Raw genomic sequence first — 22,802 nt, 5'->3', positions numbered from 1 at the left:
CGGCAAGGAAACGGAATCGTTACTTTATCACCAGAAAAAATTATAGGTAAAAACAAACTTAATTTTACCATTAGATAAACAGTTCCACTTACTGCATTAGCTTTAGAAACGGAATAGAGGAAATCTACTATTTATATTAAGTACAGTAAGTTAATTGAGTCAAAGCCAGAGAGTATTAAGGGCATAACCCACTAACGATTTAAGCCGCTCAATAGGAACATCAAAACGATTTGTTATGGGAGTATATGGAATTGACCTGTCCAAGGAAAAGTTTGATGTAAGCTTTCTTGATACAGGTAAGGAGAGAAAAAAGGTTGTATGCAATAATTTTAAAGGCATTTGCAATTTTTTAAAACAAGTAGGAGATAACTGCATTTTGGTAGCTGAACATACCGGAAGTTACGGTGACCTATTGGTTCATCTCTGTTATCAGCACGGGATTAAAATTGCGCTGGTTTCTGGCTACAGCATCAAGCACAGTCTAGGATTGCAAAGAGGTAAAAGTGATTCAAAGGACGCTTACCGTATTAGGAAGTACGGGGAAAGGTTTGCAGAAGAGTTGCGCTTTGCCGAACCTAGGTCCGAGTCAATCAAAGAGCTCAAGGAACTTTATACGTTAAGGGAGCAATTGTCGAAAAACAGGACATCTCTTCTACTGGGTCAAAAAGCAAGAAAGCTTGGGCCTTCCCAGAGTATAGTAGCCTATAGAACTGGCAAAAGGGCGATCATGAATTTAGAAAATGAGATTAGTTCCATCGAAGAGGAAATCGAGAAAGTTGTTCAATCCGATTGTGAACTGGAAGACAACTATCAACTTATTACGAGTATAAAAGGTATTGGTCCGGTAATTGCGAATAACCTGATTATCAAAACAGAAAATTTCAAACGTATTTCGACTGCAAAGAAAGCTGCTGCATTTGCAGGCGTATGTCCGTATCCCAATTCATCGGGAAAAATGTCATTGAAGGCAAAAACAAGCCATATGGCCGATAAAAAACTAAAATCCTTGTTGTTCCTTGCTGCAAAAACTGCTGTGGCGCATAACAAGGAATACAGTTTATATGCCGAACGAAAAAAACTTGAAGGGAAGCCTTATTTCTTGATAATGAATAACGTATCCAACAAAATGCTAAGAACGGTATATGGTGTTATCCAGAGTAGAAGACCTTATGACCTAAACCACATTTGTAGTGACCCCAGAAAAAAGTGTTTTTCTAAATACTCCCAATTAATATCTGAGCAGCAATAGATCTATGTGTTGAACCGCTATAAATCAGGATTCTGGTCGTTCCGCAAAAGGGTAGTAGGCAATTATTGATTGAATAAGACTAAACGAACGTTTTTCTAAATTCACGTGGAGTGCAATTGTTGATTCGTTTAAACGCTAAATTGAAACGACTCATGGAGTTGAATCCGCATTCATAGGAAATATCGGTAATGCTTTTGTCGGTCGAAACCAATTTCCGCTGGGCCTGGGTAATTCTTTCCTGAACGATATATTCATTGAGTGTCATCCCAAAAGCCTTTTTGAAAACCACATTGGCATAGTCCGGATGCAGTCCTACCTCTTCCCCAATATCTGCGGCCTTGATCGGTCGGGAATAATTTTGGGCTATGTACATGGCGATTCGTTCTACATAACTTATTTCGCTTGAATGGATCTGTGAACCTTCATTTCCCTTTTTTGGCAGAACTTTATCTGCCATTCGTATCAATCGTGCATGCATTTCGAGCAATACTGTTTCTCTTCCATTTTTTGAAGACAGGTCCTTGGTCCAGTTTTTTAAAAGAAATTCATCATAAATGGATTGTGCTCCTGAATTTTCGATGAGCACTTCTCCCTTTAACACTCGGTCAACGTAAAATCCAGGAAGTTTCCATTCCAAAAACTGGGTCAAAGGAATCGTACAGACATAATAGGGAGCAGATTCGTCATAACTTACAATTTGATGGGGAACAAGCCCCCAGAACAATGCCAAACTATGCTTTGGAATGGTTGTTTTGGAGCCTCGAAATAAGTAGGTCAAACTACCTTCAGTAAAATAGTTGATCTCGATTTCATTGTGTCGATCGGGTTTTTGCATCAAACTTGGCTTCCAAAGTTCACAAGTCAATCCGTAAGGCCTAAATGCACCACGCTGTTTATCAAACTTTTTTAATTTCTCGGAATACAGTATGTTATTTTCCAAATTGTATTATTTTATGTAGAAATACGAGAATAAATTTACACAATAATTCAACTCCAATAGAACAATTAATGCTGTCGGAAGAAATTGATTGTCCGCGAAAGCTCAAATACAACGCAACAATGAAAAACATATGGGTTCTTTTAATCCTTCTATTCCTATTGGCCTCTTGCAATTCTAAACAGGCCACAAAAAAACAGGGGCTTAAAAACATATCCTACAAACCAAGGGTCATTAACACTACCGATTTAGGTGCCGATCCAGATGATAAACAATCTATGGTGCGTCAATTGGTAAGTTCCAACGAGTTTGATATCGAAGGATTGATCGTTGCCACAGGTTGCTGGAGAAAAACGCAAAGCAATACCAAAATGTTGGATACGTTGGTGGAGGCCTACGCAGCGGCATATCCCAATCTAAATGTCCATGCAGATGGGTACCCCACTCCGGAATACCTAAAATCAATTTCCGTTGTGGGGCAAACAGGTTATGGTATGGATGACGTGGGAACGGGAAAGGACAGTTCAGGTTCGGAATTAATTATTGCCTCTGCAGACAGGGACGACCCAAGACCTCTTTGGGTCATGGGATGGGGAGGTATGAACACCATAGCACAAGCGATTTGGAAAGTGCGTGAAACCCGATCTGAAGAAGGATTAAAAAAATTCTTGAGCAAGCTTCGTCTCTTTGATATTCTTGGGCAAGACGATGCCGGGGCTTGGATAGCTAAGAACTTTCCTGATGTTTTCTATATCCGTGCTACTGGAGTATACGGTTGGCAACCACCAAAAAACGGTGATTATCAACATAATGACATTCAAAGCCATGGTCCGCTCGGCGCTGCTTATCCAGATACCCAATGGGCCACAGAGGGAGATAGTCCCGCTTTTATGCACATATATCCAAACGGACTTAATAATCCCGAACAAATTGAGCAGGGCGGTTGGGGCGGTCGATTTGACCTTATAAAAAAAGCCGGTATCAGAAGCATGTCCGAGGTGGCAAAAATCGAGAAGGATGGAGAAACAAAATATGACCCCTATTATATGTATGGCAATACGGAAGAAGGCGCAGAAGCCATAAAACGTTGGAACAAAGGCTACGATAACGACTTTGCCGCACGTATGGATTGGAGTATCATCAGTAATTATAAGGATGCCAACCACCACCCGGTTGCTGTGCTGAGCGGGAATAAAACCAGAAGTGTTTTGCAAATGAACGCATCCGCTGGCGACAAAGTTGAATTAAATGCCGAGGGCTCTACGGACCCCGATGGCAATACGATTTCCTATAAATGGTCTTTTTATGATGAACCCAGTTCTTATGATGGTTCGGTTTCCATTTTGAACGACACATCTATCAAAGCTTCAATTGAGATTCCTGAAAATTCCAAGGGCAAGAATATCCATATAATCCTCGAAATATATGATAATGGTTCTCCTAATTTGTATGCCTATCGCCGAATGATCATAAATGTCAATCCATAATACTGTTGAAATGAAAATGTATTTAAAATTTACGGTTTTAGCACTCTTTATTTTTTTGGTATGCAAACCGTTGGCGGCCCAAGAAACGGCCTCCAATGTAAATACTCCGGATGAGCGCTACCGCATTATCGTTACATCGGACTTTCCGATGTTTCCGGTAACCAATAGTGACCCCGATGACGTACAGTCGATTGTTCGTTTCTTGCTTTATTCCAATGAACTCGATGTTGAGGGATTGATTGTCTCCGCGGGCACATTCGATATGGTAGCGGAAAAGAAAAATATGTTGGCCGTACTTGATGAATATGATAAAGTAGATGAAAATTTAAGAAAGTACGATGCCAAATACCCAACGGCCGATGCATTGCGTGCCGTTACCTATGAGGGCAAAGGCAATAACAATGGTATTAAAATAAAATGGGGCTGTGGCAAACAACCCGTTGAAGATATCATCGGAGAGGGTAAAAGCAGTGAGGCTTCGGATGCCATTATCGCTGCCGTGGACAAACCCGACCCTCGACCTTTATGGGTCAGTGTCTGGGGAGGCCCCAGAGAAATTGCCCAGGCCATTTGGGACGTTAGGAATACACGAAGTGAAGAAGAAATGGAAGCGTTTATTGGCAAGCTAAGAATCTACTTGATAGCATGTCAGGATGCATCGCATGAATGGCTTATGAACGAATTCCCGGACCTGTTCATTATCGAATCCAGAAAAACATACCATGGTATGTTTCGAAGCGACAGTCAAGAATGGGCTGAAAAGAACATTATTAATAACCACGGGCCGCTTTGTGCCATTTACCCTCCAAAAGCCATGGCAGGCCCCGGAGTCATCGAGGGAGACTCGCCCGCTTTTATGCATTTGATAAGTGCCAATCGGGGAATCAACAATCCAGAGGACCCAACCCAACCCAGTTGGGGCGGACAATATAAACGTATAGAAAGAACAAACCATTGGGTCGACGGCCCTGGAGAATCGACTATCTCAAAATGGAAAAACGACTTTCAGGCCGAATTCAAGGAACGTGCTGACAGGTGCATTGAGTAATTCTCTTTAAAAATTTTTGCGATGCTATATATTAACAACTTCATTTTTCGAGTGTTTCGCAAAACGAACCTTTTTGGGAACCAATAAAAAGCGTTTCCAAATTTCTACATTCGAAATCTCTCTAATAAATATTTGTTTTTTAACAGAGTATATAAAAAGTGACCCTGGGGAACGGCTTTATGCCGTCCCTTGTCCGGCAAACAGTTTGCGGGCTTAACTTTCGAGAAAGATTGATGGATTCAAATAGTCAAAAAACTCTCCTCCTAAAGAGTGGATATAATTTTTTTGTCATAGTATATTAGTAAATAGATGATTCTTGTTTCGTCTAATTAGTAATGAAAAAAGGAATAAAATACTTATCAAGTAGAGAAGTGAGAAAAAAACTTAAAATATCAAGTTGTGACCTTATGCATATGCGTGAAGCTGGAAAGTTGGAATATGTTAAGAAAGGGAATGCTTACTTGTATATGGATAACTAAACTCTTTTAAAATTGAGGTTGAACATTTTTTTCAATAAATATTCAACCAGTTCTCTAAAACTTCTCGCATCATTATCAGAAATTGTAACGGCAATTCTTTTATGCACTAGTTCACAGCGTAAATTGTAATAATAATTAACTTTTTGCCAAGTACCATTTTTAACTCTAATATTTTTAGCTACTTCGGTATGCACATCAACTCTATTACTCATTAATGTAGCTAACTTATTGGCATTATACCTATTTCCAGATTCATTTATCAAGTAATCCTTAAAAGCTATTTCCAAAGTGCTATCTAACAGCAGCATAACTATACGGTTTCTCTGTTCAATCTTTAATTTAGAAATTTCCTCTACTGCAATTATGGACTCGTAGTAACCTTTAGTCCAAGGTTTAGTCGTAGCGACCTCTTTGTTTTGCTTTTTTATTAAGTCTATATACTTTAATTTCTTCGGGCCACGTTTGATTATAGGAACGTGAATTCTAGCTACACGAGAAAAATCAGATAGCACTTCTCTTTTAATGTTCCCGCGTGAATACTTGAACACTTGATTTGGCCAATCTCCAGACCAATTTTTAGACATTGCGGCATAAGTTGTAAATATTCGTCTAATATGTTCGGATATTTCTATAAAAGTTTTATGCTTAAAGTCAATGTTCGATTTACTACTGTTCCAAGGCATTAGATCAACAGGACCTGTTAGCTCGACTATTACTCTGACCAAAGAGTAACTGACGTGAGGCTTTCCGATTTTGAATGGGGTATTGAAACCTATTTGGTTGCCTTTATATGCTCTTGAAATTAATCGGTTATTACAATAAAAATATACCCCATACTCATCAATACTTGAGTCCCCTTCTTTATGGGATTTTGTTAATCCACCTGTAATAGTCAGTTGAATTTCTTCTCGATCTTTGAATTTAATAGGACCATTAGATTTTACAGGTTCATATCCAGGCGGATAAGACCAATTATCAAATGTCTTGGGATTAACATTCTTCTCATTCAATTTTATAGTGACTCCATCCTCAATTAAAAATTGAGCGTAAGTAGTCGATAAATGTTCTATTAAGTCTTGATGATTATCCTCTTTTATTTGCTCCCTTAGCACGTTGAGTTTTATTTCTGTGGAATTGTTATCAATATCATCATGGAAACGCCGGACATAGTGTACCACCCTCGCCGGGTTAAAGTGACCATAGCTGGCCGGACGAAAGTGACCCACCCGCGCCGGGCCAAAGTGGACCACCTTTAGATTAGATCTATCTGTAAAAAGTCTAAGTGCTTTTTTTGTTAAAAAGCACCATGGCGAACAAGCAGATAGACATGCGGAAAATAAAACTGATTTACAAACTGTACACCTCCGGCACTAGCAAACGGAGGATAAGCCAGCAATTGGGCATATCCCGTGTCACAATCAGGAAGTACATCGAATTCTTCAAGCGCTACCGTTTTACGGCCTACGAGGTGGAGAAGATGACCTTGGAGGAACTCCACAACCTTTTAAGGACGGGCAAAAGCGCAAGAGCCAACGGTTGCTGACCTTAAGGCAGTACTTTCCCTATTTTGACAAAGAGCTCCGCAAGACCGGGGTGACCAGGCAATTGTTGTGGGAGGAATATTATGCCAAGCACCCCGATGGCTTCAAGCTCTCACAGTTCAAGTATTGGTACGCCGAATGGCGCAAGGAAACCTCTCCGGTAATGCACATGGAGCACAAGGCCGGCGACAAGCTCTTTATAGACTTCACGGGAAAGAAACTCCATATCGTTGACAGGGAGACCGGTGAACTGAAGGAACTGGAGGTGTTCGTGTGTATACTCGGCAGCAGCCAATACACTTATGTAGAGGCCTGTGCAAGCCAAAAACTGGAGGACTTCATCCGCTGCACCGAGAACGCACTGTGGTTCTACGGCGGCGTACCAAAGGCCCTGGTGCCCGACAACCTTAAGTCGGCGGTCACCAAGAGCAGCCGTTACGAGCCCAAGGTCAACGAGGTCTTCGCCGACTTTGCCGAACACTACGAAACGGCAGTACTGCCCACACGTACCTATAGGCCAAGGGACAAGGCCATAGTGGAGAACGCCGTGAAGATAATCTACACCAGGGTGTTCGCCCCTTTACGGAACCAGGTCTTCCATGGCATAACCGATATCAACATCGCGATAAGGGAACTGTTGGAAAAACACAACGCAATGTCGTTCAGGGGAAGGGAATATTCCAGGCGTTCGCTTTTTATGGAAATCGAGAAGGGAGAACTGATGCCCCTGCCCGAGAAACGCTATGAGGTAAAACGATATGCCCAGGCCACCGTGCACAAGAACAGCCATATCTATTTTGGGAAGGACAAGCATTATTACAGCGTACCCTACAGACATATAGGCAAACAGGTCAAGCTGGTCTATACCGACAACATCGTCGAGATCTACCATAAGCACGAAAGGTTCGCCGTACATACAAGGAGCAGGAAAAAATACGGCTATACCACCTTGGCCGACCATATGCCATCGCACCATCGTTTCGTAAGCGAGTGGAGCAGCGAAAGGTTCATCGATTGGGCGGGCAATATCGGCGGACACTGTAAAGGGTACATCATTGCCATCCTGGAGAAGAAGCAACACCCGGAACAATCCTACAAATCCTGTCTGGGGGTACTCCACCTTGCCAAAAAGTACGGAAGGGAACGTCTTGAGAATGCGTGCAAACGTGCCTCGGAATATGGTGCGTACAACTACAATATGGTCGAGCGCATCCTGAAAAAGGGATGGGACCAGATCGATGAAGGTATCGACGGGGATATGGAAATGCCCGAGCACAACAACATAAGAGGGGGGAAATACTACGAATAGGAACAATACTTAAAAACAGGACATATGAACGAAAAAACAATGCAATTGATGAAAGAAATGAGGCTCTATGGAATGCACAGGGCCTTTGCAACAACAATGGAAACCGGAGGTGCCGATACCGACTATACCAATGACGAACTCATTGCCTATCTCGTCCAGAACGAATGGGACGACCGCCATAACCGTAGGATAGAGCGATTGACCAAGTCCGCAAGGTTCAGGTATACGGCCGTCATGGAGGCCATCGACTACCGACCGTCGCGCCAACTGGACAAGAACCTGGTCCGGCGGCTCGGTTCCTGCGGGTTCATCCAAAAAAGGGAGAACATACTTATTACCGGTAGTACCGGCGTGGGCAAAAGTTACCTGGCATCGGCCATCGGCCACCAGGCCTGTTCCATGGGATCAAAAACAATGTACTTCAATACCGCAAAGCTCTTTACCCTGCTCAAGACATCAAAGGCCGACGGTTCCTATCCAAAGCAGATAAGCAAACTTGAAAAACAGGACCTGCTCATCTTGGATGACTTCGGCCTTAAGCCATTGGACAACATCAATAGGCATGCACTTATGGAGATCATCGAGGACAGGCACGGCAAAAAATCCACTATAATAGCATCACAATTGCCCGTATCAAAGTGGCACGACATTATCGGGGAGAGAACACTGGCCGATGCCATCCTCGACCGTTTGGTGCATACAGCTCACAGAATAGATATAAAAGGAGAATCGATGAGAAGAAAATTAAAAAATAAAAACTAAGTTTAACCCAAGGATAGATCAAATCTGGGCAGTTCGTTTGCTATGGTCAGTTTTATCCGGCGAAGGTGGGTCAGTTTACCCGGCTTATCCAATCATCAACCACAAATACAGACAAATCCCAATTATCTTCATCTTGAACCCAATCATCATCAATCTCCACTAAAAGTGTTTTGGAATCTTTAAACCTAGAATATATTTTGATTTCTTTGGATAAAGCGACCACAGCACGTTTAGAGCCAACTCCAAAAACACCAATTATTTCTTTACTTTCATTTTCTCTTGATTGCCCTGGTCCGACAATTAAGGGCAAATCCTCTTCTTTAATGCCTCCACTGTTGTCCTTTACGGTTATGGATTGTTGTTCATAGTCCAGGTCAATCTCTATACATAACTCTTGAATTCTACCATTAAAAATCCAGTTGTCAATAGCATTGTCAATAAGCTCGCAAAGTGCTAAATCAAGATGATAATCAGCAATTATCGAGAGATAGATTCTCTTGGATGGTATAGCTGATATTTCATCTGGTAATTTTGACTTCAAAGTATAATTTTAGGTTAGACAATATCGGCTTGATGTTCAACACAACCATTTACAACCTTGGCCATTTCTAGAGCTAGAAAAGTATCTTGTTCTTCAAAAAGACTAAGAATTCGCTTCCTTTCAAAAATCAGAAAATCATTTTCAATCAAATCAGAGTGGTAAAACTTATTCTTAAAAGTGTCTATTAGGGAATAGGGAACGAACATTATATGTTGAGGTTTGGTCTTATAAAATTTTAGATAGTTCTCAAATCTACGGGTATCGTGATATTTTGACTCGGTATCCTTACCACAAGCGCATTGCGCCAAATAAACTAGCTGATTCATACAACGGTCATCAAATGGAAACCACCCTATAATATCTAAACCTCTTTCTTGATTGTTTCTTTCCGATATACCCTCTAATTCATCTTCGTCAATTTTAAGTCCAAGGTCTGAAGCAAGCTTCCTAATTTTCTCTTTTGCATTGCCATTATATGAGGTGTTTTTTCCAAACTCTTTTACAATTGATTTTGCGGATAAAAAGTTTTTTAAAACATAGTAGGAAATAGTCTCGAATTCGCTTGTAAGGTCTGGTCTGAAACCTTTAAAAATATTGAGCTTGGAAGATATAAGCATACCCAAGTATAGTTTATTCTTCCAATTCAAATTAGGCCTAATCATTAAGACTTCATTTTCATCTAAAGTGAAAGGATAGTCATCAGAATATAATCTTGTACGTTGTTCTAAAATGGTGAATATTTCAATAAGCCAAGCTTCGTCCGTATCCCTTTGCTTTGCACTATTATAATCTTTTGTGCCGAAAAATCTATCCAAAACATCACCAAAACTCGTTCCATCGGTATTCGAGAAGAGCGAAATAAGTTCGATAAAATCTGCGTATAGATTTTTTTTATTTTCAGTATAGTCTGGTTTATCCAAATTGAAGAAACTTTCTATACTTTCAGAAAGTTTTTCTTCAAAAGTCATCATCTCTATTTTCTCTTTGCCGTTGATAATCTCTAATCTTTGACGTAATTTCTCTAATAGTTCTTAAATCTTCGTACATCTCACTGTAAAAGTCCTTTACTTTAGTTGAATAAATATCGGCCCTAGTTAAGGATGCCAGAGATTTTTCGATTTCCTTTCTAAATCGTATGTCAATTTCACCAGTTAAATCATAGGCTTCATCAATAGTTGCACCTTGGTCCTTAAAAGCTTTTAGTGCAACATCGTTACTAACCACAGCATCTAATTTTTTTAAACCTTTGCTATCACCCAATACACGTGGTTGTCCTTCTGTTTTTTCAAACCACCAATGTGTTATTGTTTTAAGGTTATCAGGCTTAAGCTTTTCAACGGGCTTGTCAGAATTAAAATCAACACCAATAAATTTTCTTAAATGCTCTTTATTTAGGGCATCTACAAAATAATTAAGATGGAACTTTGTGTCATTCAATCCATCAATCTTGTAAAATCCTTCATCTTCAACTTTTTTATAAAGTCTTAAACCAGTGAGAAGTCTTCTAATGTAACTTGATGAACTACCAATCATTTTAGCAATATCTCTACAGGCTTGTCCAAAGCCAACACCTTTAAACTCCTGTGCTTTTAAATCATTTAAATACCTAGCTTTTTCCAATAGGCGCCAAGACTTTATGCCGGTAATATGTCGGAAGCCAAGATATTTAAGGATATTTTCTTTTTTCTCAAAAATTAAACAAGGTATTTCAGTTGGTTTGTAATCTGCTTCAGCACAGATTTTTTTCAAACTTTCTTTTTTTACCTTGGCTAGTTCAGGATTGGACAATAATTTGACTGCTGTTAGTCGGCGATTTCCTTCAATTACAATGTACTTTCCTTTTTCCTCTTTATCTTCAACAACAAGTAATTGCTCTCCAGCAAAGTAATCATTCTCACCTATTGCCATCATTAATTCTAGGGTTGCCGCTTCAAGAAGCATAAACTCTATTATAATTTCTTCGGCTTTATCTTTTTCTTTTTTAGTTCTTTGCTGAGTTGACCTAGGAAGTCTCGGATTATCGGCATCCAGCTTTAAGTCGGAAATATTGATTTTTTTAAATTCTTGTGCCATTTTTCCTAGAGTGTTAGCTAATTGACTTTAGACCACTACCTATCTTATCAATCAAAAAGTCAAATCCATCAAAATTTGGATTCTTTTTTATTTCATTATCGAGAAGTTCCAAGCCATCATCAATATGCATTTTAATATATTTCGGCAAGCTTTTATCGGTTCTATATAAATTGTAATTTGTACAAATGAGCCCTACATAAATATGTTCATAATTACCAAATAATACAGACTTGGAATATTCTTTGCCGCCTGCGTCCTTTGCACTATCTAAGTTCATTTTTCTACCCTTGCTCAAGGAATAGGTTAGTGCTATTCGGGCAATAACATTTTCTTTCCCTAGATTAAGTTTTCTAGAAAGTTGTGATACAACTTCCTTATTTGCTTTACTTGTTTTAATCTGCTTAAACATAAGATTCAGATTTAAGAGACTTAAAGTCTGGCATATATTCAATTTCTTCAATTGTAGAACTATTTCTGTCTACATTAATGATTTCAAAGGTTTTGTGCAAGTTGGGTTTCAAAAGGTTGAATTCTTCTTCGTTCAACTCTTTCTGAAGTAAAGGCAACAGTACAACTTGTTCAGAAATAAATGGGTAAAACTCTTGAATCACACGCTTTGAGTGTTGTTTGTCAAACTTTTGAAGTGGACTGTCAATAAAAACCGGAAACGAAATTCCCGATTCATCAACCAACGCTTTCAACAAAGCAGTAGCATAGAGTTGCTGTTCTCCTTTAGAAAGTGAGTCTTTTTTAATCAATTGCTCATTTTCATCAAACAGCACTATATCCATAATATCTTTATCAATATTGACTTTAACATCATCTATGAAGTTATCTTTGTGCATTAACTTATTAAGACTGAGCTTTAAGGCCTTTTGAAGCGTATATTTTTTTTCTTCCTTTATCTTAAGTATAAGCTCATTAATTTTTACTAACAATTTATTAGTAGTTGCTGCTTTCCTATTATCCACATCCACTAACTTGAATTTTTTATCCAATTCAGAAATTTGCTTTTTATCAGAGTTATTTTGGGCAGTAAGCTTTCCCTGTTCTATTAGTAGAGCATTTTCCTTTTCGATCAAATCGTTGATTAATCTAGTATTTAAATCTCTTTCCTCTCTAAGTTTTTTTGCCAAGTGATTATCCTTTCTAGCCTCTGCTTGTCTAATCTCATTTTGGATTCTTGTCAACAAGACTCTATTGTTCTTCTCTCTTTGAACAATGGACTGTAACTGTTCTGAATATGTTGTAGACAAATTTTTATAGAGTGATTTAAAATCTCTGTACTGTTCTTCGGAAAATGATACAAGTATTTCGGTATTTATGGTATTTGACTTAAAGCGCTCCGAAATAGAATTTTCAAGTATCTTAGAAATTAAAGTTTTATCGTTTATCTCTGCTTCATTAATTTTAGCCAATACAGAATTTGAAAATTCGCTCAATTCTCGTTTTAACAAATCAGTTGATACGTACTCCTCAGTATGTTCCTTTTCAATCTGCTCATTAAGTTTTTTAAGTTGATTTCCAGCAATAACCAATGGTGCCAATTCTAAAATCTGATTAAGTTCTGATTTAATACTAACAGACTCTTTCTGAAGTTGAGTTCGTTCTTTTTTGAGAGCTGCCAACTCTTCTAATGTAATTGCATTTCCTTCTCGTATAAGTTTTTCCTGGAGTACATTGACTTTACTTCGTAAATTGGTTAGTTCTTCCCTGTTTTGTTGCTGTTGTTCCAAATTGTAGGCGAGAAGTTCAGAAGAACTTTGTTCTTTTTTAATAAGCTCATCTAATTTGATTTTTTCTTTTTCTGATATTCCTTGACGCCTTAATTTTGTTAAAAGTGATTCCAGATTTTTCTTGAGCTCTTCATACTTTTTAATTCCTAAAACCTCTGAATAGGCACGGTTTAAGCTTCGTAATTCGTCTTTTGTTTGTGCTTCGGCTAACGAGACTATTTTTTCGGCATCAAAAAAGAAAAACTTTGCAATTTCCCGAGGCAATATAAAATCGTTTATAAATAAATCATACCCCACTTCTTTGGTCAGCTCGTTCTCAATTCCATCGATAAGGATATTTAATTTTTCTTCTTTCGAATCTAAATTATAACTCCTTATAACGGTTATAGTTTCACAAGTCAATGCTGGAATTGCTATATCCCGTAACTCAATTGTTACCGAAAATGATTTGTCAGAATCTTCTATTGGCAGTGCATTAAGGTCTCGGTTCAAAAAGGTTTGCAAATAGGCTTCATATCCACCAACATTTCTGATATCAACACGGTATTTATCTTCAACTTGGGCAATTAATTTACCATAAAAAGCCCAAAGCAGTGAAGTTAAAAGAGTCGTTTTTCCATATCCATTCTTTCCTGAGATTATATTGATATTCTTGTTGGAAAAAGGGCCAAAGGAAATTATATTTTCACCTTTGTAAATTCTAAAATTATGTAAAACTATCCTACTTATTTTCATATTCCTTGGGATTTACGAAACGTTCAATTCTACGTTCAATATCATTATGTAGACCATATTTGGTCACCAATAATGTTTTTGTTTCTTGTAGGGCAATTAGATTGTCAATAAGATGAAAATATGAAAGGTCATCTTCACAGACCTCTTTTAAAATACGCTTTTCAGTATTGTTTAGAGCCTTACTGCTTTTTGTACTGATATCTTTATCAAAAATTTCTCGATATAGATCACCGACATTATTTTCAAAATAGAGATCTCTATTCCAGTTTACCTGAATTGCAATAAGTTCCTGGTTTGTTATGAGATAAATGTGAGGGCGCTCTTTTTGAATTTCTTTTTGAATAAGCAAGAGTTCCTTCAATTTACGATATCTATATTCTGGCCAATATGGCCCCCAATTTGTCTCATCTTCACGAATTGCGGGCCTACCATCCCTGCGCTCGGGCATTCTGTTTTCGTGTATGTTTCTTTCTTCAACTAGGCTATTTCTATAGTCCAGCAAAGGCTTCATCCAATGCTTGCCATTTTCAATCAAAGCGGACATTGACTTGTCCTTTTTTACAACGGTACAAGTCCAGCAACCAAAACGGGATTGACCACAAGAAGAATGTTCTTTGTTAACTACAACGGTCGGACATTCGTAATCATCAGCACTAGCATCAGCATATATTTGAAACAATATCGAATTGTCAAATCCCCACGGCGAATCGAATTTATTGATGATGTACCAGACTTCTTCCAACATCAACTCCTTTATAGGAGCATAAACATAGGTGTTAACGCCTGTCTGATGCTTTGAAAGTCTTTGACCTTCAATTTCATGTTTTTTCATTGAACGTTCTCGGGAAGCACTTTCTTCATATCTTGTGCCTAATAATACAATGGCCTCTCCAACTTTATCTACTTGTTCTGTCAAGAAATTTGAAGTTGGGCGAATTTTTAATTTATCTGTGCACCATCTAAATGAATTGTTAGGCACAGGATAACCTTTGCCCAGTACATTTACCCAAAAGGTTTCTTCAAGGAGGGGTGCTGTCTTTTTTACAATGATAGGTAGATTTTGTTCCCTGGCAGCAACTTCTATTTTTTCCAATACATTATCTACATAAGATGATATTACTGGATTTTCCACAAGCGTATCATTGCATACTACATAAACTGGTCGTTTTAATTGAAATGGGGTTGGTAGTTTTCTTACTTTTTCAAGAGCTTTCCATACTAACGTCAACAATACAGTTGAATCCTTCCCTCCACTAAATCCAATAATCCAAGGTCTTTTTAAATTTTTCGAGTATGCGTATTCATCAACGATTTCGTCAATTATTCTTTCAATTTTTTTAGACATATATCGCCCTTAATCTGGGTAGTTTAGTTTATCATTAATACAAATCGATAAGGCCAATTCGAGTGCTTTAGATTGAAAATGCTCATAGTTTGTTGCTCTTAATGCCTTATCTGCAAGCCACTTTGTGTATAATTCCTCTTTACTTTCGTTTAATGCATTTGAAAGTATTTCAAGGTCTTCTTCTCTAAAAGGTCGCTTTCCTCTCTCCATTTTGCTCAACATAGCTGCATCAATCTTAAGTATTGCTGCTAGTTCTCTTAGTAGCATGCCCTTGTCTTCACGTAATTCCCTGATATGCTTCCCAATCATCATCAATATATGTTCAAAAGATGGCTTGACAAATTTTGAACAAAATATAAATTTTATTCTGCTTGGTATAATTAATTGCATGTTATTTTAACGAAGTTGTTAAGATGTTTTTTAACAAAAATAACCCATTAACCAAAAAAATAACCCATCCGATTAATCGGATGGGCTTTTAGATAATTAAACCTATTACAGTTCGAATGATAGAATCTCCTGCTCAAACTCAGACTTTCGTTCCTCCAGGGTCTTCTGCAATTGATTGGTCACCAAATTAATGAGATTGCCGTTGGTGGTCAGGGCAAACAACTTTGGAAACTTCTGGATACGTGTATTAATATACTGACCTCTGTGACCTCTACCCTTGCCTTAGTTACTTTCACTTTCTCAGCTCCATTTGCATTTTACTTTCTTTCCTTGAACATAAAACGGTTTAAAATGCTTGTTCAGGCTTGTAGGAACCCTTAAATTTTCTTAATTTCGCGATTTCTTTAAAAGTTGGACAAAACTAAATCAACATATCAATTTGTATTGCCAGTGGCGACCCCGCCCTGATTTTTTGTCCCAGGTTCCGATGGAACCATTTAAGCCTATCCTTTTTTTATTCAATCTTTTCACCATTAACCATAACACCCCTTTTGGGCTAATATCCTAAACCTTATCATGAAACAATATCTAAAACTGTTTGATTTTAAACAGAAAGTCAATTATAGAACAGAGGTTCTTTCAGGCCTTACCGTGGCCTTTGCGTTGGTACCTGAAGCTGTTGCCTTCGCTATGATCGCAGGTCTTTCTCCTTTGGTCGGGCTGTACGCCGCCTTTGTCATGGGCCTGGTGACCTCCATCTTGGGAGGTAGGCCCGGAATGATCTCGGGTGCTACCGGTGCCGTCGCTGTGGTCATCGTTGCTTTGGCGAACAGTCATGGTGTAGAGTATGTGTTCGCCACCGTGGTACTGGCCGGTATCCTTCAGGTGCTTGCCGGAACATTGAGACTGGGTACGCTGATGCGCTTGGTGCCCTTGCCCGTGGTATATGGGTTTGTGAACGGGCTGGCCATCATTATCTTCATGTCCCAGTTGGATCAGTTCAAGGACCCTTCTGGGGATTGGCTAACGGGCAGTGCACTCTATATCATCCTAGGCCTTGTCCTTTTGACCATGCTCATTATTTGGGGACTACCGAAAATTACGAAGGCCTTTCCGGCCTCCCTGGCCGCCATATTGGTGGTCTTTGGGGCTGTGGTGGTTTTTGGTATAGATACCAAGACCGTTGGGGACATCGCCTCCATAAAAGGAGGGTTTCCCCCGTTCCATATCCCAGACATTCCCTTTACCTGGGAGACCCTGAAACTGATATTTCCCTATGCAGCCATAGTGGCCTGGGTCGGGTTGATCGAGAGCCTATTGACCTTGGAGCTCATCGATGAGATCACCGAGACCAGGGGGCGTACCAACAAGGAGGCCGCTGCACAAGGGGTGGCGAATATCGCCTCTGGACTGTTCTCTGGAATGGGCGGATGTGCCATGTTGGGACAAAGTTTGATCAATATATCCAACGGGGCGCGTGCACGTCTATCAGGGATTATTGCCGCCGTGGCCCTGCTCCTCTTTATCATGTTCGGGGCTGGCGTCATAGAGAAAGTGCCCATGGCGGCCTTGACCGGGCTGATGATCATGGTGGCCATCGGAACTTTCGAATGGGTAAGTTTTAAAGTACTGGACAAATACCCTATTTCGGATATCATCGTCATGGTCATCGTAATACTCGTCACGGTATTCCTGCACAACTTGGCTCTTGCCGTTTTGATAGGGGTCGTGATATCGGCGCTGGTCTATGCATGGGGGAATGCCAAGCGTATCCGTGCCAGAAAGCGAATCGACGAAAAAGGCATCAAGCATTACGAAATTTACGGTCCCCTCTTCTTTGGTTCCATTAAGATGTTCAATGAAAAGTTCGATGTGCTCAATGACCCCGAAGAGATCATCATCGACTTCAGGGAAAGCCGTATCGTGGACATGTCCGCCATCGAAGCGGTGAACAAACTGACCGAACGGTACCACAAAGTGGACAAAAAGGTCTATATCACCAACCTATCGAGCGCTAGCCACAAGCTGTTGATCAAGGCAGACAAAATGATTAACCTGAACTTGATAGATTAGAACAATACTTTTGGGCAATGAAGGACAAGGTCAAGTTTTTAGAGAACGTGAGCGATGCAGCCTTAAGGGAAGCGGAATTCCGTTATAAAAAATTGTTGTCGGTCTTAGATAAGATCGATGACCCCGATTTTTGGATTTGCCGAAACTGTAAGCAGCCCATCCAGGAAGGGAAGCTCATGGTCATGCCGGAAAGCGTGCTCTGTGTGCATTGTGCCTTTTAAAATAAGCTGGTCTAAATGATACAAAGTCCAGTACCAAACCCTGATCCAATTATAAACTGATCGTTGGGTCTGACAAAAAAATAGCCCATCCGATAATTCGGATGGGCTTTAAGGTTTTTGGACCTATTACAGTTCAAATGCTAGGATCTCCTGCTCAAACTCCGACTTTCGTTGCTCCAAGGTCTTCTGCAATTGGGTGGTCACCAAATTGATGAGATTGCTGTTGGTGGTCTTGAACTCCAGACCATGGGAATCCCTGATGTAGAACGAACTGGAACCGTCCTGGTTGTAGTTGAACTTGGTGAGTTCTCCAAGGGTCTGGTTCAAGCGTTCCCTGTTCGTGGCAAGCCCCTTCAACTTCTCAAACTTCTGGATCCGGTTGTCGATGCTGACCTCGGGAACCACTACTGGCGCCTTGCCTTCTTAGGACTTTTCAGTACCATTGGCGTTACCAGTGGCTTCCTTGGTCAGTTGGTCCTTGACATCCTTGTTGGATGCTTTTTGTCTTGTTGCCGTTTTCTTGGTTCCGGTCTCTTTTGTTTTTGTTTCCATGTTAAATGAATTTTTAATTAAACAATATTTGAGCATGGAACAAGTGGTAGACAAAATTTTGGAGCGGCAAGGAAACGGAATAAAAAGGGACAAAGGAGCGGCTTTATGCCGTCCCTTGTCCGACAAACTTTTGCGGGCTTAGCTTTCGATGATATTGGTTAAGCTATTAAATGTTATCTGACGATCCGTAGGTTGGCCACAGTTCGCTCGCCATTTACTACTTCTTTCTTTTCGTTTGTTTCCAGAACAGATTTTAACTGTGCCATATCCTTGCTTATCTTCTTCTCCACAACCCTAGCATACTTTTGGGTCGTAGAAAGTTTGGTGTGCCCCAATAGCTTGGATACCGTTTCCAAGGGCACATTGTTCATCAGGGTAATAGTGGTCGCAAAAGTGTGCCTGGCCACATGAAAGGTCAGGTGCTTTTTGATTCCGGCATTGCTTGCAATAATTTTTAGATATTTGTTTACTTTTTGATTGGAATAGACCGGTAAAAGGGTATGCCCATTTTTAACATCGGGAAAATCCGAATACTTATCCAATATCCCCTTAGCCTGGGATAGCAGTGGAACCCTCACTGGGGTCTTGGTCTTTTTGCGTTTGACATTGATCCACTCTTCACCATCGATACCCGTTACAATATCGCCCCGTTTGAGGAGTTTGACCTCAATATAGCTGAGGCCCGTATAACATGCAAAAAGAAAAATATCCTTTACAATGCCCTTGCCGCTATCCTTGATTTCAACAGAAGCCAAGCGTTGAATTTCGGCCTCTTCCAAAAAATCACTGTCGTAATCCACAAACTTCATGTTGTACTGGTTGAAGGGGTTTTGGGGGATGCACCTGAACTTGAAGGCAATGCCCACCAATTTCTTGAACCGCTCCATGTGCTTCATGATGCCATTGTTGGTCAGTGGCTGGGCTTTATTGATCGGAGGGCAATTTCTAAGAAAGCTCTCAAATTCAACCACGAAGGTGTAATCGATAAAGGACAGCCTTATGTCCTGTGAGTTGAACTTTTTCTTTACGAACCGTTTTAGGTAGGTTTCCGTTGCCCCATAGTTCTTAGAAGTGCCGGGTTCAAGTTTTGGCATTTCCTTCTCACGGTGGTACTTGATAATATCTTCAAGAGTCCTTAATGTCCTATCCTCACCGAGATAACGCAGTTTAATGGCATTGGAGGTGATTACCATACCTTCGGAATACAGTTGCCTATGGCAGTCCAATAGTTTGGCATAGACATCATCAAGGTACTTGTTGATACCATTTGCCCCCTTTACCCTTGGGTTCAATCTATTTGATTTAGGACACCAATGATCTTCCAAAGTGGTGCGCTTGATACTGAGGTCCGAGGGAATCCCATCGACCTTGATCCGGGCATAGATGGGAACCAGCCCGTTTTTCCTTTTGGCCGTTTTCTTGAGCCAAAAGCTGATACTGAATGTTTTAGAGGTTTCCATGTGTTTCGCTTTTAGTGGAACAATCCGTTAAGCGAAAGTCAAATCACACGAAATATCGAATCATGAACGTCAAGATACGAAATCCATCCCGATTAAAATAGGACACCCTATAGGACATCTTTCTCCCTGGTTTCAGATGGGCACAAAAAAAACCAGAAAAAATTAATTTTCTGGTTTTCAATAATTTATGGTTTAATTTGTTGTTAAAAAAACCATTTCTGTCGGGGTGGCAGGATTCGAACCTGCGACCTCCTGCTCCCAAAGCAGGCGCGATAACCGGGCTACGCTACACCCCGAAAAACAGTCGAAAGACTGAAAATCTCAATTCAATAAATTGCAAACTCCAAAGGTAACTACTTTTGAGCAGTCTGCTCGGGCGGAGTTTATACCGAGCTAAGTCGAGGTACTACACCCCGAAAAAATGACATAAATGTCAAAGTCCTAAATTTCAATTTCCAGAATCCAAACAGCCTTTAAAAATAGACCGGGAACCCGGCGGAGTTTATGCCGTGCTTGACACGGTACTGCACCCCAAATATATGTATAAAGAAAAAGCGGAGAGACTGGGACTCGAACCCAGGCGACAGTTACCCGCCGACAGATTAGCAATCTGCTCCGTTACCACTCCGGCACCTCTCCTAACATTTTATTATGAACATGCACTCTGAAAATGCGAACCTGTCCGACATAGCGCACCATGTCATTCAAGCGGGTGCAAATGTACCCTTTCATCCGTAAGATCGCAACTATTTTTTTACTTTTTTAAAGCCAACTTAAAAGATTACTATTTTACTCGGGATACTCCACCCGCAGATGATAAATATTGGTCAATTTTTGCTTCAGCACTTTCTTCACCGTCTCAATCTCCTTCAATGTTATGTTTGCATTTAAAAACTGGTTGGCTTGCATCTGTCCCCGCACTATTTTCTCCACAAAATCATCAATCATCATAAAAGTGGGGTTCTTTAGACTCTTGGAAGCAGCTTCCACCGCATCCGACATCATCAAAATAGCAGTTTCCTTAGAGAAGGGAATAGGTCCCGGGTACCTAAAATTGGCTTCATCCACATCTTCCTCCAATTCTTGCTGTTTTTTGAAGAAATAGAACACCAAGGTGGTTCCATGATGGGTCCTTAGAAAGTCTATTACCCTATCCGGCAACTTATTTTTTCTAGCTATCTCAATGCCTTTGATTACATGGTCAATGATAATTTTTGCGCTCTCCTTTGGTGGTAGATCGTCATGTGGGTTAACATTGGTAATCTGATTTTCAGTAAAATAGGTGGGGTTTTCCATTTTGCCAATATCATGGTACAAGGCTCCTACCCTAACCAACATGGCATTGGCACCAATCTCGTTTGCAGCTGCTTCGGCCAAATTCGCTACCTGCAAGGAATGATGGAAAGTTCCCGGCGCTTTATTCGAAAGTTCCTTTAGTAATTTGGAGTTGGTATCGGAAAGTTCCAACAGTGAAACATCCGAGATCAATCCAAATATCTTCTCGTAGATATAAATCAACGGTTGGGCAAAAAGTGTCAGCAATCCGTTCAAGATAAATATCCCAAACAATGTCCATTCGATATTCTCCAAATTACCCTCGTGAATGGTGTGGAATGCAAAATACCCAATGATATAGATTAGGGTTATCTGTCCTACCGAAATAAAAAGATTGGCCCTCTTATAAAGCTCTGATGCGGTAAGAATGGTGACAATACCAGCAATGGTTTGTAAAAAGATGTATTCAAAGCTGTTGGGCACCACAAAACCTAAAATTAGAACGGTAAGTACATGGACAAACAACCCCAATCGCGCATCAAAAAAGTTCTTGAGCACCAAGGGAAGGATACAAAGCGGCACCACGAACACATAGCTTTCATTGTTTTTGACCATCAAGGTTGTAGCCAACACCATCAATAAGATGTTCACGAAAATGAAGGTAACCTTGTTGTTATTTTTAAAAATCTCAACTCGATACCTTTTCAGGAACAGGAAAAGCATTATGAGTACCAAGGCCACCAAAATGGTATACCCCAAGAGAATGAAATAAAAATTGGTGCCCCTCCAAAGTTCCGACTCATATTCCGCTTTCAAAGAATCCAGAATTTTGAAGTTTTCAGCTTCAACCACCTCTCCTTTGGCAATGATCAACCTTCCTTCAGAAACCTCTCCTCTTGTAAACGAAATTTTGGAAAGTTCATCCTCCAATGCCCTATCTGTAAGAGCTTCGTCATATACAACGTTGGCTTCCAATGCATTGTTTATGACTTCCAATAGATTATCATCTCCTGGCAATTGTAATTGGGAAAGTAACCTCGATGTTAAAATCCTAGCCTTTGCATTATTCAGGTAATGGTTACTCATTACTGTACGAGCCTCATTGTTCTTAACCACTCGAACAGTACTGGACAGTGGTAATTCTTGGAAAATGCCTAGGTCATAAACGCTGTCAATAACTTGGGAAGCCCAATTCTGGAGCGCATTTTGTTGTCGGACGGACAAGGTACTTCCATTAAAGGATTCTTGTAGTTGCTGCGCTACTTTTTCCTTGATTCCATCTGGAATAGTAGCTTCATAGGTATAATAATCTGTTTTATGGTCTCGAAGGGATTGCTGCTCTTGGGCAATTTCTTCAGTTGTTTTTTTTATTGAAAAATCAATGGGAGCATAGAGGTTTTCGTACTGCCAAGGTTTTCCCTTTTGAAATTCATACTTGAACTTACCTCCCTTCGGAAAGAAAAACACGATCAGGGCCACCGAGACCAGATAAAGAAAATACTTGTAAGCAAGTGATTGATGCTTGTAAACGTTGTCCAAAGTTTTTCCCATTCTCCTTGCTCTTGCCTCAAAAATAGAAAATAATAATA

The 22,802-nt window shown here is 40.0% G+C and carries 21 protein-coding genes and 2 tRNA genes; 8 read left to right on the top strand and 15 right to left on the bottom strand.

The genetic code is table 11. From position 1 onward, the window contains the following. The first annotated feature begins 235 nt into the window (after positions 1-235). Complete coding sequence (locus ACO6S0_RS04465; protein WP_422350807.1) at positions 236-1,249, top strand: IS110 family transposase; 1,014 nt, start codon at positions 236-238, stop codon at positions 1,247-1,249. A gap of 79 nt (positions 1,250-1,328) precedes the next feature. On the opposite strand, the gene ACO6S0_RS04460 is transcribed toward ACO6S0_RS04465, so the two are convergent. Then, positions 1,329-2,189: a helix-turn-helix domain-containing protein gene (locus tag ACO6S0_RS04460; protein ID WP_422350806.1), complete on the bottom strand. Its 861-nt coding sequence runs from the start codon at positions 2,187-2,189 to the stop codon at positions 1,329-1,331. 119 nt (positions 2,190-2,308) lie between these two features. On the opposite strand from ACO6S0_RS04460, the gene ACO6S0_RS04455 reads away from it, so the two are divergent. Next, positions 2,309-3,673 carry a nucleoside hydrolase-like domain-containing protein gene (locus ACO6S0_RS04455; protein ID WP_422350805.1) on the top strand — a complete coding sequence of 455 codons (1,365 nt, stop codon included), beginning with the start codon at positions 2,309-2,311 and terminating at the stop codon, positions 3,671-3,673. 10 nt (positions 3,674-3,683) lie between these two features. After that, a complete protein-coding gene (locus tag ACO6S0_RS04450) occupies positions 3,684-4,721 on the top strand; it encodes a DUF1593 domain-containing protein (protein ID WP_422350804.1) in 1,038 nt (345 codons plus the stop codon). 475 nt (positions 4,722-5,196) lie between these two features. Here ACO6S0_RS04450 and ACO6S0_RS04445 read toward each other — a convergent pair whose 3' ends face one another. Continuing rightward, positions 5,197-6,378, bottom strand: a complete 1,182-nt coding sequence (locus ACO6S0_RS04445) for a hypothetical protein (protein WP_422350803.1) — start codon at positions 6,376-6,378, stop codon at positions 5,197-5,199. Between the two features lie 128 nt (positions 6,379-6,506). On the opposite strand from ACO6S0_RS04445, the gene ACO6S0_RS04440 reads away from it, so the two are divergent. Genes ACO6S0_RS04440 through istB form a run of 3 tightly spaced genes read left to right on the top strand, consistent with a single transcriptional unit; the run spans position 6,507 to position 8,812 of the window. Beyond that, on the top strand, positions 6,507-6,743 hold the full coding sequence (locus tag ACO6S0_RS04440) for a hypothetical protein (RefSeq protein ID WP_422350802.1): 237 nt from the start codon (positions 6,507-6,509) through the stop codon (positions 6,741-6,743). Continuing rightward, entirely contained in the window at positions 6,737-8,050 is a 1,314-nt protein-coding gene (gene istA, locus ACO6S0_RS04435; RefSeq protein WP_422350801.1) for an IS21 family transposase, read from the top strand. Before ACO6S0_RS04440 ends, istA begins: the two co-directional genes overlap by 7 nt. 24 nt (positions 8,051-8,074) lie before the next feature. Beyond that, positions 8,075-8,812 carry an IS21-like element helper ATPase IstB gene (gene istB / locus ACO6S0_RS04430; RefSeq protein WP_163636633.1) on the top strand — a complete coding sequence of 246 codons (738 nt, stop codon included), beginning with the start codon at positions 8,075-8,077 and terminating at the stop codon, positions 8,810-8,812. Between the two features lie 70 nt (positions 8,813-8,882). On the opposite strand, the gene ACO6S0_RS04425 is transcribed toward istB, so the two are convergent. The 7 genes from ACO6S0_RS04425 to ACO6S0_RS04395 are packed head-to-tail and all read right to left on the bottom strand — an operon-like array spanning position 8,883 to position 15,632. Then, a complete protein-coding gene (locus ACO6S0_RS04425) occupies positions 8,883-9,353 on the bottom strand; it encodes an ATP-binding protein (RefSeq protein WP_422350800.1) in 471 nt (156 codons plus the stop codon). 14 nt (positions 9,354-9,367) lie between these two features. Continuing rightward, positions 9,368-10,324, bottom strand: coding sequence for a hypothetical protein (locus ACO6S0_RS04420; protein ID WP_422350799.1), 957 nt, complete (start codon positions 10,322-10,324; stop codon positions 9,368-9,370). Further along, on the bottom strand, positions 10,311-11,426 hold the full coding sequence (locus ACO6S0_RS04415) for a hypothetical protein (protein WP_422350798.1): 1,116 nt from the start codon (positions 11,424-11,426) through the stop codon (positions 10,311-10,313). Before ACO6S0_RS04415 ends, ACO6S0_RS04420 begins: the two co-directional genes overlap by 14 nt. Before the next feature lie 13 nt (positions 11,427-11,439). Beyond that, complete coding sequence (locus tag ACO6S0_RS04410; protein ID WP_422350797.1) at positions 11,440-11,835, bottom strand: DndE family protein; 396 nt, start codon at positions 11,833-11,835, stop codon at positions 11,440-11,442. Beyond that, the gene (gene dndD / locus ACO6S0_RS04405) at positions 11,828-13,897 is read right to left on the bottom strand and encodes a DNA sulfur modification protein DndD (RefSeq protein ID WP_422350796.1); all 2,070 of its coding nucleotides are present in this window, start codon (positions 13,895-13,897) and stop codon (positions 11,828-11,830) included. The genes ACO6S0_RS04410 and dndD overlap by 8 nt, the downstream gene beginning before the upstream one ends. Further along, on the bottom strand, positions 13,884-15,242 hold the full coding sequence (gene dndC, locus ACO6S0_RS04400) for a DNA phosphorothioation system sulfurtransferase DndC (RefSeq protein ID WP_422350795.1): 1,359 nt from the start codon (positions 15,240-15,242) through the stop codon (positions 13,884-13,886). The genes dndD and dndC overlap by 14 nt, the downstream gene beginning before the upstream one ends. 9 nt (positions 15,243-15,251) lie before the next feature. Next, positions 15,252-15,632, bottom strand: coding sequence for a helix-turn-helix domain-containing protein (locus ACO6S0_RS04395; RefSeq protein ID WP_422350794.1), 381 nt, complete (start codon positions 15,630-15,632; stop codon positions 15,252-15,254). 576 nt (positions 15,633-16,208) lie between these two features. On the opposite strand from ACO6S0_RS04395, the gene ACO6S0_RS04390 reads away from it, so the two are divergent. Beyond that, entirely contained in the window at positions 16,209-17,705 is a 1,497-nt protein-coding gene (locus ACO6S0_RS04390) for a SulP family inorganic anion transporter (protein WP_422350793.1), read from the top strand. Between the two features lie 17 nt (positions 17,706-17,722). Further along, entirely contained in the window at positions 17,723-17,926 is a 204-nt protein-coding gene (locus ACO6S0_RS04385) for a TraR/DksA family transcriptional regulator (protein WP_422350792.1), read from the top strand. A 126-nt stretch (positions 17,927-18,052) separates the two neighbouring features. On the opposite strand, the gene ACO6S0_RS04380 is transcribed toward ACO6S0_RS04385, so the two are convergent. The 6 genes from ACO6S0_RS04380 to ACO6S0_RS04355 form a co-directional block, all read right to left on the bottom strand. Further along, complete coding sequence (locus ACO6S0_RS04380) at positions 18,053-18,331, bottom strand: hypothetical protein (RefSeq protein ID WP_422350791.1); 279 nt, start codon at positions 18,329-18,331, stop codon at positions 18,053-18,055. Between the two features lie 18 nt (positions 18,332-18,349). Beyond that, entirely contained in the window at positions 18,350-18,478 is a 129-nt protein-coding gene (locus tag ACO6S0_RS04375) for a hypothetical protein (protein WP_422350790.1), read from the bottom strand. A gap of 173 nt (positions 18,479-18,651) precedes the next feature. Then, on the bottom strand, positions 18,652-19,938 hold the full coding sequence (locus tag ACO6S0_RS04370; protein ID WP_422350789.1) for a site-specific integrase: 1,287 nt from the start codon (positions 19,936-19,938) through the stop codon (positions 18,652-18,654). 221 nt (positions 19,939-20,159) lie between these two features. Continuing rightward, a tRNA-Pro gene (locus ACO6S0_RS04365) sits at positions 20,160-20,234 on the bottom strand. A gap of 259 nt (positions 20,235-20,493) precedes the next feature. Then, positions 20,494-20,577: transfer RNA gene (locus ACO6S0_RS04360), tRNA-Ser, on the bottom strand. A 150-nt stretch (positions 20,578-20,727) separates the two neighbouring features. Then, positions 20,728-22,764, bottom strand: coding sequence for an HD family phosphohydrolase (locus tag ACO6S0_RS04355; RefSeq protein ID WP_422350788.1), 2,037 nt, complete (start codon positions 22,762-22,764; stop codon positions 20,728-20,730). Positions 22,765-22,802: the final 38 nt, after the last annotated feature.

This window comes from Flagellimonas sp., assembly GCF_965233845.1.
GTDB lineage: Bacteria > Bacteroidota > Bacteroidia > Flavobacteriales > Flavobacteriaceae > Flagellimonas.
Note: the sequence above shows the minus strand (reverse complement) of the source record. Positions and strands in the feature narration are given on the sequence as shown.